The organism is Streptococcus sp. oral taxon 061, assembly GCF_964211575.1.
GTDB lineage: Bacteria > Bacillota > Bacilli > Lactobacillales > Streptococcaceae > Streptococcus.
Window position 1 is genome coordinate 134,240 of sequence record NZ_CAXOQQ010000004.1, and the last position, 15,931, is coordinate 150,170.

Annotated in this window: 12 protein-coding genes and 1 riboswitch; of the genes, 11 read left to right on the top strand and 1 reads right to left on the bottom strand. The window is 38.5% G+C overall.

Annotation, left to right across the window (positions count from 1 at the left end):
• The first annotated feature begins 135 nt into the window (after positions 1–135).
• From guaC to AB8E63_RS04575, 11 genes are all read left to right on the top strand, one after another.
• On the top strand, positions 136–1,119 hold the full coding sequence (gene guaC / locus AB8E63_RS04525) for a GMP reductase (protein WP_368910159.1): 984 nt from the start codon (positions 136–138) through the stop codon (positions 1,117–1,119).
• A riboswitch (purine riboswitch) is annotated at positions 1,112–1,208 on the top strand. (Overlaps the previous gene by 8 nt.)
• A 75-nt stretch (positions 1,209–1,283) precedes the next feature.
• Positions 1,284–1,865, top strand: coding sequence for a xanthine phosphoribosyltransferase (locus AB8E63_RS04530; protein ID WP_178894947.1), 582 nt, complete (start codon positions 1,284–1,286; stop codon positions 1,863–1,865).
• Positions 1,865–3,124 carry a nucleobase:cation symporter-2 family protein gene (locus AB8E63_RS04535; protein ID WP_368910161.1) on the top strand — a complete coding sequence of 420 codons (1,260 nt, stop codon included), beginning with the start codon at positions 1,865–1,867 and terminating at the stop codon, positions 3,122–3,124. Before AB8E63_RS04530 ends, AB8E63_RS04535 begins: the two co-directional genes overlap by 1 nt.
• A 92-nt stretch (positions 3,125–3,216) precedes the next feature.
• Positions 3,217–5,175: an NAD-dependent DNA ligase LigA gene (gene ligA / locus AB8E63_RS04540; RefSeq protein ID WP_368910163.1), complete on the top strand. Its 1,959-nt coding sequence runs from the start codon at positions 3,217–3,219 to the stop codon at positions 5,173–5,175.
• A gap of 105 nt (positions 5,176–5,280) precedes the next feature.
• A complete protein-coding gene (pulA, locus tag AB8E63_RS04545; protein WP_368910165.1) occupies positions 5,281–7,563 on the top strand; it encodes a type I pullulanase in 2,283 nt (760 codons plus the stop codon).
• Between the two features lie 407 nt (positions 7,564–7,970).
• Entirely contained in the window at positions 7,971–9,899 is a 1,929-nt protein-coding gene (gene glgB / locus AB8E63_RS04550; RefSeq protein WP_074324143.1) for a 1,4-alpha-glucan branching protein GlgB, read from the top strand.
• Positions 9,889–11,031: a glucose-1-phosphate adenylyltransferase gene (locus AB8E63_RS04555; protein WP_368910167.1), complete on the top strand. Its 1,143-nt coding sequence runs from the start codon at positions 9,889–9,891 to the stop codon at positions 11,029–11,031. The genes glgB and AB8E63_RS04555 overlap by 11 nt, the downstream gene beginning before the upstream one ends.
• Positions 11,021–12,160, top strand: coding sequence for a glucose-1-phosphate adenylyltransferase subunit GlgD (gene glgD, locus AB8E63_RS04560; RefSeq protein WP_368910169.1), 1,140 nt, complete (start codon positions 11,021–11,023; stop codon positions 12,158–12,160). The genes AB8E63_RS04555 and glgD overlap by 11 nt, the downstream gene beginning before the upstream one ends.
• Positions 12,157–13,590 carry a glycogen synthase GlgA gene (glgA, locus tag AB8E63_RS04565; RefSeq protein WP_368910171.1) on the top strand — a complete coding sequence of 478 codons (1,434 nt, stop codon included), beginning with the start codon at positions 12,157–12,159 and terminating at the stop codon, positions 13,588–13,590. Before glgD ends, glgA begins: the two co-directional genes overlap by 4 nt.
• A 62-nt stretch (positions 13,591–13,652) precedes the next feature.
• Positions 13,653–14,294 (top strand): phosphoserine phosphatase SerB, encoded by a 642-nt coding sequence (gene serB, locus AB8E63_RS04570; RefSeq protein ID WP_368910173.1) that lies wholly within the window; start codon positions 13,653–13,655, stop codon positions 14,292–14,294.
• Between the two features lie 18 nt (positions 14,295–14,312).
• Complete coding sequence (locus AB8E63_RS04575; RefSeq protein WP_368910175.1) at positions 14,313–15,422, top strand: glycerate kinase; 1,110 nt, start codon at positions 14,313–14,315, stop codon at positions 15,420–15,422.
• A gap of 2 nt (positions 15,423–15,424) precedes the next feature.
• Here AB8E63_RS04575 and AB8E63_RS04580 read toward each other — a convergent pair whose 3' ends face one another.
• A complete protein-coding gene (locus tag AB8E63_RS04580; RefSeq protein ID WP_368910177.1) occupies positions 15,425–15,868 on the bottom strand; it encodes a DUF1694 domain-containing protein in 444 nt (147 codons plus the stop codon).
• Positions 15,869–15,931: the final 63 nt, after the last annotated feature.

Sequence of the window (15,931 nt, forward strand, 5' to 3'; positions counted from 1 at the left end):
AACGTTATAAATTTTAGGTTTCAAAATGTTTGACAAAAACTTTACCTTAGTTTATAATCTTTAAAGGAAACGTCGGAAAAGACGTAGTGATGCGAAAGCATAGGTAGGTCATTATAAAAGAAACGAGACATCGAAATGTTAAACGAATTTCCGATTTTTGACTATGAAGATATTCAGCTAATTCCAAATAAGTGTGTTCTTCAAAGTCGAGCAGAAGCTGACACACAAGTAACACTAGGGAAGCACACTTTCAAATTACCAGTTGTTCCTTCTAATATGCAAACTATATTGGATGAAGATGTTGCAGAACAACTTGCAAAAGGTGGTTATTTCTATATTATGCATCGCTTCGATGAAGCTGGGCGCATTCCTTTTGTGAAACGCATGCATGAAAAAGGTTTGATTGCTTCTATCTCTGTCGGTGTTAAAGATTACGAGTATGATTTTGTTAGTCAATTAAAGGAAGATGCGCCAGAGTACATCACTATTGATATCGCTCATGGACACGCCGACAGTGTGATTTCAATGATTCAGCACATCAAAAAAGAATTGCCAGATACCTTTGTCATCGCTGGTAACGTTGGTACTCCAGAAGCCGTTCGTGAACTTGAAAATGCTGGTGCAGATGCTACTAAGATCGGAATCGGTCCAGGTAAGGTATGTATTACTAAGGTCAAAACTGGTTTTGGTACTGGTGGTTGGCAGTTAGCAGCTCTTCGCTGGTGTGCTAAAGCTGCGCGTAAACCAATTATTGCCGATGGCGGTATCCGTACACACGGAGATATTGCCAAGTCAATCCGCTTTGGTGCAAGTATGGTGATGATTGGCTCACTATTTGCAGGTCATATCGAAAGTCCTGGTAAAACAGTTGAAGTTGATGGTAAACAATTCAAAGAGTACTATGGTTCAGCTTCAGAATATCAAAAAGGTGCTTATAAGAATGTTGAAGGTAAGAAGATTCTCCTTCCTGCCAAAGGACATTTACAAGATACCTTAACTGAGATGGAACAAGATTTGCAAAGTTCGATTTCTTATGCTGGAGGTCGAAAGGTAGCTGATCTTAGACATGTAGATTATGTGATTGTGAAGAACTCTATCTGGAATGGAGATGCTCACTAAAAATATCATTACTTATTTATGCCGCGAATTGGCGTGGCGTTTCTACAAGGTACCGTAAATACCTAACAATGAGTAAGTCAAGAGAGATAAAAGAAGCAGAGATATCTGTTTCAATCTTTCTAAGGGGCTTACTTTGTAAGTCCCTTTTTATTTCGGAGGTTAATGTGAAATTACTAGAGGAACGTATTTTAAAAGATGGGAATATTCTAGGTGAGAATATTCTTAAGGTGGATTCCTTCTTGACCCACCAAGTTGACTATTCCTTGCTGCGTGAGATTGGTCGTACTTTTGCAGAGCATTTTAAAAATGCTGGCATTACAAAAGTTGTAACCATTGAAGCATCTGGAATTGCTCCAGCTCTATATGTTGCAGAACAATTAGATGTACCTATGATTTTTGCTAAGAAGGCAAAAAATATTACCATGAATGAAGGAATTTTAACTGCAGAAGTATTTTCTTTCACGAAACAAGTTACTAGCACTGTATCTATTGCAGGGAAGTTCTTATCTCCAGGAGATAAAGTATTAATTATTGATGATTTCTTGGCTAATGGTCAAGCAGCTAAAGGTTTGATTCAGATTATCGAGCAAGCTGGTGCTACAGTTGAGGCCGTCGGAATTGTGATTGAAAAATCCTTCCAAGATGGTCGTGAGCTGTTAGAAAAATCAGGTCATCAGGTAGTATCACTTGCTCGTTTAGAGCGTTTTGAAAATGGAAGAGTTATCTTCAAGGAGGCAGACATCTAATGAAACAACAGGAAAAACACTCACAGGCAGCCGTTCTTGGTTTGCAACACTTACTTGCTATGTACTCAGGTTCAATCCTAGTACCAATTATGATTGCAGGTGCTTTGGGGTATTCAGCTCAACAGTTGACCTACCTTATCTCTACAGATATCTTTATGTGTGGGGTCGCAACTCTATTGCAGTTACAATTAAATAAATATTTCGGTGTCGGTTTACCGGTTGTTCTGGGTGTTGCCTTTCAGTCTGTTGCTCCACTTATTATGATTGGACAAAGTCACGGTAGTGGTGCTATGTTTGGTGCCTTGATTGCTTCTGGTATTTATGTTGTTCTTGTAGCAGGTGTATTTTCTAAGATTGCTAATCTGTTCCCTTCAATCGTAACAGGTTCTGTCATCACAACAATCGGATTGACCTTGATTCCAGTTGCTATTGGGAATATGGGAAATAACGTCGAAAAACCAACGGGACAAAGTCTAGCCTTGGCAATGATTACTGTTCTTATTATTCTTTTGGTTAATATTTTTACAAAAGGATTTATTAAGTCAATTTCTATTTTGATTGGTTTGATTGCAGGTACTATCATCGCTGCGACTATGGGCTTGGTTGATTTCTCTCCAGTAGCAGAAGCTCCACTTGTTCATATCCCAACTCCATTCTACTTTGGTGCTCCACAATTTGAGATTTCTTCTATTGTCATGATGTGTATTATCGCTACTGTATCAATGGTAGAATCAACTGGTGTATATCTTGCCCTTTCTGATATTACTAAAGATCCAATCGATAGCACTCGTCTCCGTAATGGTTATCGTGCTGAAGGTATTGCGGTGCTTCTCGGTGGTATTTTCAATACCTTCCCTTATACAGGATTTTCACAAAACGTAGGTTTGGTGAAACTTTCAGGTATTCGTACACGTTTGCCGATCTACTATGCTGCAGGTTTTCTTATCTTACTTGGTCTCTTGCCTAAGTTCGGTGCCTTGGCACAGATTATCCCTAGCCCTGTTCTAGGTGGAGCCATGCTTGTCATGTTCGGTTTTGTGTCTCTACAAGGAATGCAAATCTTGTCTCGTGTGGACTTTGAGCACAATGAACACAACTTCCTCATTGCAGCAGTTTCTATTGCTGCTGGTGTGGGATTAAACGGAAGCAACCTCTTCAATACTTTACCGACTGAATTACAAATGTTCTTCTCAAATGGTATCGTCATTGCAAGTACGGTGGCCATCATTTTGAACGCTATTTTGAATCGTAAAAAATAAAAATAAATGAGAAGGATAGAAATATCCTTCTCATTTTCTTTTTTAGAACTTGAATATTGTTTCTATAGTCCTTTTTATGGTAAAATGGTTTTATGAATGAAAGAATGAAAGAGCTCGTTGAGTTGCTCAATCGCTATGCGACAGAGTATTATACAAGTGACAATCCATCTGTATCTGATAGTGAGTATGACCGTCTTTATCGTGAATTGGTAGAGTTAGAAAAAGCTCATCCGGACCAAGTCTTGCCAGAAAGCCCGACACATCGTGTAGGTGGAAAGATCCTCGATGGTTTTGAAAAATATAGTCATCAGTATCCTCTCTATAGTTTGCAGGATGCTTTTTCACGTGAAGAATTGGATGCCTTTGATGCGCGTGTCCGTAAAGAATTGGATGATGTCACTTATATTTGTGAGTTGAAGATTGATGGTTTATCGATTTCCTTGACTTATGAGCAAGGACTTTTTGTTGCTGGGGCAACTCGTGGTGATGGCTCCATCGGTGAAAACATCACTGAAAATCTTAAACGAGTGAAAGACATTCCTTTATCTTTACCAGAAAAATTAGATATCACTGTTCGTGGTGAATGTTATATGCCAAGAGCTTCTTTCAATCAAGTCAATCTTGCTCGTCAAGAAAACGGGGAGCCGGAGTTTGCTAATCCTCGAAATGCTGCTGCAGGAACTCTTCGCCAGTTAGATACTGCAGTAGTAGCTAAGCGTAATCTTGCAACTTTCCTCTATCAGGAAGCAAGTCCCTCAACTAGAGATAGCCAAGAGAAGGTTTTAAAACATTTAGAACAATTGGGCTTTGTTGTCAATCCAAGACGACTATTAGCGCACAGCATGGATGAGGTTTGGGAGTTTATCCAAGAAGTAGGTCAAGAACGAGACCAATTGCCATATGATATCGACGGTGTCGTGATTAAGGTCAACGACCTAGCTGGTCAAGAGCAGCTTGGATTTACAGTCAAAGCACCTAAGTGGGCAGTAGCTTATAAGTTCCCTGCAGAAGAAAAAGAAGCAAAATTGCTTTCTGTTGACTGGACAGTAGGAAGAACTGGTGTCGTAACTCCGACTGCTAATCTTACTCCGGTGCAATTGGCAGGTACAACAGTTAGTCGTGCAACCCTGCATAATGTAGACTATATCGCTGAAAAGGATATCCGCAAGGATGATACAGTCATTGTCTACAAGGCAGGCGATATTATTCCCGCTGTTTTACGAGTGGTTGAGTCTAAGCGAGTTTCTGAGGAGAAACTAGATATTCCAACAAACTGTCCAAGTTGTGAGAGCAAGCTATTACACTTTGAAGATGAGGTGGCTCTTCGTTGTATAAACCCACGTTGTCCAGCTCAAATCAAGGAAGGTCTAATTCACTTCGCATCCCGTGATGCCATGAATATCTCTGGCCTCGGTCCATCAGTCGTTGAAAAACTTTTTGATGCACAATTGGTCAAGGATGTTGCAGATATATATCGATTGACGATTGAAGATTTTCTCCTGTTAGACGGCATCAAGGAGAAATCGGCTCAAAAACTTTATCAGGCTATTCAAGCTTCTAAAGAAAATTCTGCCGAAAAACTCTTATTTGGTTTGGGAATTCGACATGTAGGAAGCAAGGCAAGTCAGTTACTCTTACAACATTTCCACTCAATCGAAACACTGGCTCAAGCAAGTCCTGAAGAAGTTGCAGGCATTGAAAGTTTAGGAAGTGTCATTGCTCAAAGTCTCCAATCTTATTTTGAGACTGAGGGCGCTAAAATCCTTTTAAGAGAATTGAAAGAATTAGATGTTAATCTAGACTACAAAGGACAGGTCGTTGCAGCAGATGCAGCCTTATCAGGTCTAACAGTCGTATTGACAGGAAAACTTGAACGTCTTACTCGCTCGGAAGCTAAAAGTAAACTCGAAAATCTTGGAGCCAAGGTAACGGGTAGTGTATCGAAGAAGACTGACCTTGTGGTAGCAGGAGCAGATGCAGGTAGCAAACTCCAAAAAGCACAAGAACTTGGAATTGAGATTCGAGATGAAGCTTGGTTGGAGAGTTTATAATCATTACACACTAAAGAATGACTATCTTAGATTTCTTGATCCAACTCGAAAATATAAACAAGAAATTATTTTTTAAAATTTAACAATTAGAAATTAGGGAGAACTATGTACAATTATCCTGTACTTATTCATTATCATCGTAAGGATGGAGCATATCAGAATTGCAACTTTAGTAAGGGGCTAGCTGATTCAGTAGAATTTGTTAAAGAGGAAGAATACTTTGGAGAGAAGTTGTCATTTACTCAATCAAGTGAAAGTCCTCTTTCACAAATGGTTTTTAGAGTAGAAAAAGATGGGGAAACTAAAGAATATCCAATCCGATTTAATTATTATCCTCTTCTAACGGAAGTATGGATTTTAGATGGAGATGACACTGTTTATTATTCTGAAAATCCAGCTATTGCAAGTCCACACTATAAAGATCAAAATCCATTTGCTTTTGACAAAGCGATTAACAGTGCTAGTTTTGATCACCACTGGGGTTACCAAGGAGAGTTGGGATGCCATGTTTCTGAAGAAGAAACAAGCTTTAAACTTTGGTCGCCAACAGCAACAACTGTACAAGTTGTAGTCTATGAATCAGCCAGTAATGATGCTCCAATTCTAAAAACCTATGAAATGAAACGTGGGAATAGTTATTCCTACAGTCACAAGGATAATACAATTGGCGTTTGGAATTTGACAATTCCTGAAAGTCTTGCAGGTCGTGCCTATCAATATCAGATTGATTTTCCACATCATCAATCATTGACCCGGGATCCATATACAATAGCGACAAGTCCAGATGGCAAACGTTCAGCAATCCTTTCAGAAAAAGAACGTCAAGTTGAAGGTTTTGAAGTTAAGAATGGAACGGAAGCAACTTGGCGATTGGAAAATCCTTGTAAAGCGGTTGTTTACGAAATGCACATTCGTGACTTGACTAAGTCTGAAACTTCTGGTGTTGCTCCAGAATTAAGAGGTACTTTCTTGGGTGCTGCTCAAACTGGAACTGTCAACAAATATGGTCAGTCTACTGCATTTGACTACATCAAAGAACTTGGTGTGAACTATGTTCAACTGCAACCAATTGCTGATCGTCATAAAGAGTATGATGCAGATGGTAGTGTGACCTACAACTGGGGTTACGATCCACAAAACTACAATGCACCAGAAACCAGCATGTCTACGAATCCAAATGATCCAGGTCAAGTCATCCGCGATTTGAAGACGATGATTCAAGCTTATCATGATGCTGGAATTGGCGTCATTATGGATGTGGTTTACAATCATACGTTTTCGACTGTTGATGCCCCATTCCAAACAACGGTACCAGACTATTATTACCGAATGAACCGTGATGGAAGCTATCAAAATGGGACAGGTGTAGGAAACGAGACTGCCAGTGAACACGAAATGTTTCGTAAGTACATGATTGATTCACTTCTTTATTGGGTGAATGAGTTTAATATCGATGGTTTCCGCTTTGACTTGATGGGAATACATGATGTTAAAACCATGCAGATGATCCGTTGGGCTATGGATGAAGTTGATCCTAAAATCATCCTTTATGGAGAAGGCTGGGATATGGGAACTGGTCTTGCTCCTTATGATAAGGCTAAGAAAGACAATGCCTATCAATTACCTAATATTGGCTTCTTCAATGATGATCAACGTAATGCGGTTAAGGGTGCTGAAGTTTATGGTGATATCAAATCAGGCTTCGTAAGTGGTGCTGCCACTGAGCCAATTGTTGCCAAAGCTATCCTTGGTAGTCGTGAACTAGGCTCTTATCTAAGCCCTAACCAGGTTGTCAACTATGTAGAAGCCCATGATAACTATAACTTGCATGATTTATTAACTACACTTCATCCAACAGAAGACCAAGCAAGTATCATGAAAAAGGTAGAAACAGCAACTGCAATGAATCTACTCATGCAAGGCATCTCTTTTATGGAACTTGGTCAAGAGTTTGGACGTACCAAACTGGTTCCTACAGGCGAAAACGGTGAGTTGACTCATGATGATCGCGAACGTGCTATGAACAGTTACAATGCTCCAGACGCTGTTAACCAGGTAGACTGGGATTTAATTAATGAGCGTCAAGAAAGCATAGAATTTATTCGTCAGATTATAGGGCTTAAAACAAAGACTAGTGCTTTTTCATATCCAACATACGAGGAAGTATACCGTCACGTCTTTGTTCACACAGCTATTGAAAATAGTGGCTGGATTGTCTATGAGATTCAGGGAACTAAAGAACATTTCTTGGTTGTATTTAATGCCAAAGGTGCATCTTTCTATTATGAAAATGCTGGAAATCTAGAAATGTTGGTTACAAATAGTCGTTCAAACCAAGAAAACACTCTTGATAATGTGAGCGTTGCAGTTATGAATGTTTTAGTTTAAAAAAATAAAACTCAAGATTAATCTTGAGTTTTTTTCTATATAAATTTGTCCTAATAAAAAATATGGGAATATTACCAAAAATAGTTGAAAATTTCAGAAAATTTGATAAAATTGTACTTAAGATACTTTATCCGAACAAAAAGTTTGATTCATGAAAATAACGTTAAGTTTTTTAAGTATCTGTTTTGCAAAATTAGCATTGAAAAAAATATTGTAAGTGATTTAATGATTCAAAAACTTTTATCAAGGTAGAATATCAATAAATACTGAAAATTTAAGAAATGTCAAGATAATTACTTGAAGATTTTCTAAAAAATATTTATGATAATTCGGAAATTGGTTGAAAGTTTTCTTAAAAGATAGTATAATAGAAATATAGAAAACGCTTACAATATAAAGGGGGATTTATGGATACATTAGAAGCTTTAAGAACTTTTACAACAGGCGAAAATTTCCATCTTCAGCACTATTTGGGCGCACATCGTGAGGAGAAAGACGGGGAATGGGGTTACACATTCCGTGTTTGGGCTCCGAATGCGCAGGCTGTTCATCTAGTCGGTGATTTCACGAATTGGGTTGAAAATCAAATCCCTATGGTTCGAAACGAATCTGGAGTTTGGGAAGTTTTTACAACTTTTGCCCAAGAAGGTCAGATTTATAAATATCATATCACACGGGCTAACGGTCATCAGCTTATGAAGATTGATCCTTTAGCTGTTCGGTATGAAGCACGTCCAGGAACAGGGGCTGTGTTAACAGAAATTCCAGAAAAGAAATGGAAGGATGGACTTTGGTTAGCTCGTAGAAAACGTTTGGGATTCTTCGAAAGACCAGTTAATATTTACGAAGCACACGCTGGTTCCTGGAAACGAAATCCAGATGGAACTCCATATAGTTTTGCTCAATTAAAAGAAGAGTTGATTCCTTACTTAGTTGAAATGAACTACACTCATATAGAGTTTATGCCTTTGATGGCTCACCCGCTAGGTTTAAGTTGGGGCTATCAACTTATGGGATATTTCGGTTTAGAACATTCTTACGGAAGACCAGAAGAGTTTCAAGACTTTGTTGAGGAGTGTCATTTAAACAATATCGGTGTTATCGTTGACTGGGTTCCAGGTCACTTTACAATCAATGATGATGCCTTAGCCTACTATGATGGAACTCCGACTTTTGAATATCAAGACCATAACAAAGCTCATAACTATGGTTGGGGTGCATTAAACTTCGACTTAGGTAAAAACGAAGTACAATCTTTCCTAATTTCTAGCATTAAGTTCTGGATTGATTTTTATCATTTAGATGGTATCCGTGTAGATGCCGTAAGTAATATCCTTTATCTTGATTATGATAATGCACCTTGGACACCAAATAAAGACGGTGGAAATCTTAACTACGAAGGCTATTATTTCCTTCAGCGTTTAAATACTGTTATTAAGCTAGCTCACCCTGATGTCATGATGATTGCAGAAGAAAGCTCTTCGGCAACTAAAATAACAGGTCCGAAAGAGATGGGTGGTCTTGGATTTGACTACAAGTGGAACATGGGATGGATGAATGATATCTTACGTTTCTACGAAGAAGATCCAATTTACCGCAAGTATGATTTTAACCTTGTAACCTTCAGTTTTATGTATGTCTTTAATGAAAATTATCTCCTACCATTCTCACATGATGAGGTTGTACATGGTAAGAAGAGTATGATGCATAAGATGTGGGGGGATCGTTACAATCAATTTGCAGGCCTTAGAAACCTTTATACTTATCAAATTTGCCACCCTGGTAAGAAATTGCTCTTTATGGGTAGCGAATTCGGTCAATTCTTAGAGTGGAAATCAGAAGAGCAATTAGAATGGTCAAACCTTGAAGATCCAATGAATGCCAAGATGAAATACTTCACATCTCAGTTGAATCAACTTTATAAGGACCACCGTTGTCTTTGGGAAATTGATACAAGCTATGATGGAATTGAAATTATCGATGCAGATAATAGAGATCAGAGTGTTCTTTCCTTTATTCGTAAAGGAAAGAAAGGCGAGATGCTAGTCTGTGTCTTTAATATGGCACCAGTCGAACGACCTGATTTCACAATTGGACTGCCAGTTGCAGGTGTGTATGAAGAAATTTGGAATACAGAGTTGGAACAATGGGGAGGTGTTTGGAAAGAACACAACCAAACTGTTCAAACTCAAGAAGGGTTATGGAAGGATTATGAGCAGACATTGACCTTTACTTTGCCAGCTATGGGGGCAAGTATCTGGAAAATCAAACGTCGCTTGAAACCCGCTAAAAAAGAATCAAATAAATCTCAAAAAGGAGTAGAAAATGAAGAATGAAATGCTAGCTTTAATCCTTGCCGGTGGGCAAGGAACTCGACTCGGTAAACTCACTCAAAGCATTGCAAAACCTGCTGTTCAATTTGGTGGGCGCTATCGTATCATTGACTTTGCTCTTTCTAACTGTGCCAACTCTGGTATCCACAATGTTGGGGTTATCACACAGTATCAACCACTAGCTCTCAACAGCCACATTGGTAATGGTTCTAGTTGGGGTCTTGATGTAATTGATTCAGGTGTTTCTATCCTTCAACCTTACTCTGCAAGTGAAGGAAATCGTTGGTTTGAAGGTACAAGTCATGCGATTTACCAAAATATTGACTATATCGATAGCATTAACCCTGAGTATGTTTTGATTCTTTCAGGAGACCATATCTACAAGATGGACTATGATGATATGCTCCAATCACACAAGGATAACAATGCCAGCTTGACAGTAGCTGTCTTGGATGTACCACTAAAAGAAGCTAGTCGTTTCGGTATCATGAATACAGATGCTAATAATCGCATTGTTGAATTCGAAGAAAAACCTGCCCAACCAAAATCAACCAAGGCATCAATGGGGATTTATATCTTTGACTGGAAACGACTTCGCAACATGCTAGTTGCTGCTGAAAAGAATAATATTGACATGTCTGACTTCGGTAAGAATGTTATTCCTAATTATCTTGAGACAGGTGAAAGTGTCTATGCCTATGAATTTAATGGATACTGGAAGGATGTTGGTACAATCGAATCTCTTTGGGAAGCAAATATGGAATACATCTCTCCAGAAAATGCTCTAGATAGCCGAAATCGTCAATGGAAAATTTATTCTCGTAACCTTATCGCTCCACCAAACTACCTTGGAGAATTTGCTCAAGTAGAAGACTCTCTAGTAGTAGATGGATGTTACGTGAATGGTACTGTAAAACATTCCATTCTTTCTACAGCTGCTCAAGTTCGTAAGGGAGCAGAAGTTGTTGATTCTGTCATCATGAGTGGAGCAGTTATCGGTAGAGGTGCTAAAATTACACGTGCAATCATCGGTGAAGGTGCAATTATTGCCGATGGTGTAGAAATTGATGGTACAGAAGAAGTACAAGTAGTCGGATATAACGAAGTAGTGGGGGTAGCAACAGATGAAGATTGATAAATATTCAGCGATTTTAGGAAATACCGTTGGTTTCCATGATATGTCAACCTTGACAAGTAACCGTCCAGTGGCAAGTTTGCCATTTGGAGGAAAGTATCGTTTGATTGACTTCCCACTCTCAAGTTTAGCAAATGCTGGTGTTCGTAGTGTCTTTGGAATCTTCCAACAAGATAATATCAGCTCAGTTTTCGACCACATTCGTTCAGGTCGCGAGTGGGGCTTGAATACACTACTTAGTCACTACTATTTAGGTATTTACAATACACGTGTAGAAAGCAGCACAGTCGGTAAAGAGTATTATCAACAACTCTTGACTTATTTAAAACGTTCTGGATCTAACCAAACTGTTTCCTTGAACTGCGATGTTTTGGTAAATATTGATCTTGCTCAGGTTTTCCATTTGCATAATACTACAAAATCTCCTATCACAGTTGTTTACAAGAAACTACCTAAGAAGGATATTTCAGAAGTAAATGCAATCCTTGATATCGATGAAACTGACCATGTGCTTTCTCACAAGCTTTTTGACAAAAAATCAGACCAAAATCTTTACAATATGTCTACCGATATCTTTGTCGTTGATACCCCATGGTTGATTGAACGTCTTGAAGAAGAAGCTCAGAAAGAACATCCAGAAAAACTTCGCTATGTTCTTCGTGATTTGGCAGCTAAAGAAGGTGCTTTTGCCTACGAGTATACTGGCTATTTGGCAAATATTCATTCTGTAGAAACCTACTACCAAGCCAATATTGATATGCTTGATCAGCATAAATTCTACTCTTTGTTCTCTCCAAATCAAAAGATTCATACAAAGGTGAAAAACGAAGAACCAACTTATTATGCACCTGGTTGTGAAGTAAATACTTCGCAGTTTGCTTCTGGTAGTATTGTCGAAGGTAAAGTTGTTCGTTCAGTTATTTCTCGTAATGTTCAAATTCATAAAGATAGCTTAGTTAAAGAGTCTATTATTTTCCCTCGTGTTGTCATTGGTGAAGGCGCTCAAGTTGAGTATGCAATTATTGATAAGGGTGCTGAAGTAGCTGATGGAGTTGTTATTCGTGGTACAGCAGAAAATCCTGTTGTCATCAAAAAAGGTGAAAAAATAACAGAGGACATTCTTTCATGAAAATTTTATTTGTAGCAGCCGAAGGAGCCCCTTTTTCTAAAACAGGTGGCTTGGGAGATGTTATTGGGGCTCTTCCAAAATCATTAGTTAAAGCTGGTCATGAAGTTTCTGTTATCCTGCCATACTATGACATGGTGGAAGCCAAGTTTGGTGATCAAATTGAAGATGTTCTTCAATTTGAAGTATACGTTGGTTGGCGTAGACAATTTTGTGGCATTAAGAAGACTGTTTTAAATGGTGTTACCTTCTACTTTATTGACAACCAGTATTATTTCTTCCGTGGTCATGTGTATGGTGATTTCGATGATGGTGAACGCTTTGCTTTCTTCCAACTTGCAGCCTTAGAATCTATGGAGCGTATTGGATTTATTCCTGATGTTCTTCATGCTCATGATTATCATACAGCTATGATTCCTTTCTTGTTGAAGGAAAAATACAGATGGATTCAGGCCTATCAAAACATTAAGACTGTCTTAACAATCCACAACCTGGAATTCCAAGGTCAATTCTCTGAAGGTATGCTTTGGGACTTGTTTAGAGTTGGATTCGAACGCTATGCGGATGGTACAGTTCGCTGGAATGACTGCCTGAACTGGATGAAGGCTGGTATCCTCTATGCAGATCGTGTATCTACTGTATCGCCAAGCTATGCTTATGAAATCATGACAACAGAGTTTGGATGTGGTTTGGATCAAATTCTTCGAATGGAGTCTGGTAAGGTTTCTGGTATTGTAAATGGAATCGATACGGATCTTTATAATCCAGAGACGGATCCTTTGTTGGATTACCATTTTAACAAATCAGACCTATCAGGAAAAGCTCAGAATAAAGCTAAACTTCAAGAAAAAGTTGGTCTTCCAGTTCGTCCCGATGTTCCAATGATTGGTATTGTGTCGCGTTTGACAAGACAGAAAGGTTTTGATGTCGTTGTTGAAGGTTTGCATCGCATGCTTCAAGAAGATGTTCAAATTGTTCTCTTGGGTACAGGTGATCCTGGTTTTGAACAAGCGTTCTCATGGTTTGGTCAAGTATTCCCAGATAAACTTTCTGCCAATATTACCTTTGATGTCAAGCTAGCACAAGAGATTTATGCAGCCTGTGATATTTTCCTCATGCCAAGTCGTTTTGAACCTTGTGGACTTTCTCAAATGATGGCTATGCGTTATGGAACATTACCACTTGTTCATGAGGTAGGCGGATTGAGAGATACTGTCCAACCATTCAATCCAGTTGAAGGAACGGGTACAGGATTTAGTTTTAATAACTTAACCTCTTACTGGCTAAATTGGGCATTACAAACAGCCTTGGATGTCTACTATAACCATCCAGATGTTTGGAATAAGCTTCAAGTCCAAGCAATGGAATGTGACTTCTCTTGGGATACAGCTTGTCAGTCTTACCTTGATTTGTATCACAGCTTAGCAAATTAAATAAATAAAATCGTATGATGCTTTCATACGATTTTTTGAGATGATGAAAGTATGGGAAATAAATGAATAAAGCTAGAGGACTCTGTGTCCTAGATGTTGATGGAACTCTGATAGAAGAAGAGGTTATTGATTTATTAGGGAAAGAGGCAAAGTGCGAAGAAGAAGTAGCCCTGCTAACAGCTCAAGCGATGAGAGGAGAATTAGACTTCGAAGCAAGTTTAAAAAGACGTGTTTCTCTTCTTAAAGGTCTCTCTATCAATGTTTTTGATAAGATTTATCATGAACTTCACCTTAGTAAAAACGCTGCTAAGTTTATTAAAGTTCTTCAAGAAAACCAGATAGAAGTCGGTTTAGTATCAGGCGGATTTACCACTATTGTAGAAAGATTAGCAAAAGATTTAGGAATTTCATTAGTTGCTGCTAATCAACTGGAAATCAGAGATGATCATTTAACTGGAAATCTAATCGGCCCTATTATAAGCAGAGAAGTTAAAGAAGAAAGACTTATAAGGTGGGCTAAAGAATTACAAGTACCTTTCGAGAGAACGATTGCAATCGGTGATGGAGCTAATGACTTAAAAATGCTTAAAAGTGCAGGACTTAGTATAGCCTTTTGTGCCAAGAATATTGTGAAAAAGGAAATAAATCTTCAGGTAGATGAGAGAGATTTTGGGAAAGTTTTGGAATTGATAGACTTCCTTTAGATAGAAAGAGGAATCAAAATGAAAATTGTTATCGCGCCGGACTCTTTCAAAGAGAGTCTTCCTGCAAACGAAGTAGCAGAAGCTATAAAAAGAGGATTCGAAAGGGCCATACCTAACGTGGAGTGTCTACTTTTACCTGTTGGTGATGGAGGTGAAGGAACAGTAGACGCCATTAAAAGTTCTCTAGGTTTGGAAGAAAAAAGAGTCCAGGTAACTGGACCTTTTGGTGATGAGGTTTTGATGTCTTACTTTCAAAAAGGAGATTTAGCTCTATTTGAAGTTGCAAATTTAGTGGGTCTTGCTAAAATCCCTTTTGAAAAACGTAATCCTCTAGAGATTCAAACAAAGGGAATTGGTCAACTTATTCTCCTTTTGATAGAACAAGGAATCAAAGATATCTACGTTGGTGTCGGTGGTACGGCTAGTAACGATGGGGGAATTGGCATTGCTTCAGGACTTGGTTACCAGTTTTATGACAAAAACGGAATTGTACTTCAAGCAAATGGTCAATCTCTATTTGATATCAGGAAAATTTTGAAGGAGGGAGTACTTCAAATTCCTTCTGATGTACATATCAAAATACTAGCAGACGTGACCAATCCTCTTTGTGGACCTTATGGTGCTACCTTTACATTTGGGAAACAAAAGGGATTGGATCCATCTAAATTTCAAGAAGTTGATGCTGCTATTAAAGACTTCTATAGTAAAGTTGCACCTGAAATATTAAAATTAGAAGGTGCAGGAGCAGGCGGTGGGATTGCAGCTGGCTTGTGTGCCTTCGCTGGAGCAGAGATTGTATCTGGTATTCAAACTTGTTTGGATTTGATAAACTTCGATGAAAAAGTTACTGATGCAGACCTAGTTATCGTTGGCGAAGGTAGACTGGACTCGCAAAGTCTAGCTGGAAAGGCGCCAATTGGAGTAGCAAAAAGAACACCAAATGGTGTTCCAGTTATTGCTATTTGTGGTAGTTTATCAGAGGATTTACCACCCTTACCATTTGAGAATATAGTCGCAGCTTTTTCCATACTTGAAAAAAGCGAACCGTTAGCAGACAGTCTAAAAAAAGCAGCTGGTTATCTAGAAAATACAGCTGCAAGTATCGCACGAATCATGTCTTTGAGATAGAGTTAACCAAACCATTTTTTCCAGAGAGAAATAGGAGCTTTCGTCTCTTTCTCTTGCCACAAGTCTGAAAAGGCCTTTCTGAGGTCTTTTTCACTTGTTTGAACCGGAACATCGCTATGGATAACCAGTCCGAAAGGAGAAGAGTTATGATCTTCAGAAACGATAGTTGCTTGGCAATCAGAATCTTTAGCATTTTTTAAATAAAAAACTTGTTTTTCAAACTCAACTTGAGGAGAAATCTTGACAAACAGAGGTTCAGTTTCTTTTTTAAAAGTCTCCAAAATAGTCAAAAAACCTTTTTGAAATCTGTCATCATTCGCAGTAGCGAGTTCAGCGTAGCCAAGAACACGTTCTTCAAAGGTACCAAGAAAGCGTCTTTGTTCGTCTGGATTTAATTTAAGCCCGCCATGAGCTTTTTCTAATATTTGTTTTGATACATCAGTCATAAATATAGTATATCATAAAAGTCTATAGATAAGGCGAAAAAGAAAGCGATTACTTAACAAACT

Bases quoted from the DNA above. Each gene is read 5' to 3' on its own strand.
- AB8E63_RS04535 (WP_368910161.1), top strand. From the start codon at position 1,865: ATGAAACAACAGGAAAAACACTCACAGGCAGCCGTTCTTGGTTTGCAA.
- glgD (WP_368910169.1), top strand. From the start codon at position 11,021: ATGAAGATTGATAAATATTCAGCGATTTTAGGAAATACCGTTGGTTTC.
- serB (WP_368910173.1), top strand. From the start codon at position 13,653: ATGAATAAAGCTAGAGGACTCTGTGTCCTAGATGTTGATGGAACTCTG.
- AB8E63_RS04575 (WP_368910175.1), top strand. From the start codon at position 14,313: ATGAAAATTGTTATCGCGCCGGACTCTTTCAAAGAGAGTCTTCCTGCA.
- ligA (WP_368910163.1), top strand. From the start codon at position 3,217: ATGAATGAAAGAATGAAAGAGCTCGTTGAGTTGCTCAATCGCTATGCG.
- glgA (WP_368910171.1), top strand. From the start codon at position 12,157: ATGAAAATTTTATTTGTAGCAGCCGAAGGAGCCCCTTTTTCTAAAACA.
- guaC (WP_368910159.1), top strand. From the start codon at position 136: ATGTTAAACGAATTTCCGATTTTTGACTATGAAGATATTCAGCTAATT.
- pulA (WP_368910165.1), top strand. From the start codon at position 5,281: ATGTACAATTATCCTGTACTTATTCATTATCATCGTAAGGATGGAGCA.
- AB8E63_RS04580 (WP_368910177.1), bottom strand. From the start codon at position 15,868: ATGACTGATGTATCAAAACAAATATTAGAAAAAGCTCATGGCGGGCTT.
- glgB (WP_074324143.1), top strand. From the start codon at position 7,971: ATGGATACATTAGAAGCTTTAAGAACTTTTACAACAGGCGAAAATTTC.
- AB8E63_RS04555 (WP_368910167.1), top strand. From the start codon at position 9,889: ATGAAGAATGAAATGCTAGCTTTAATCCTTGCCGGTGGGCAAGGAACT.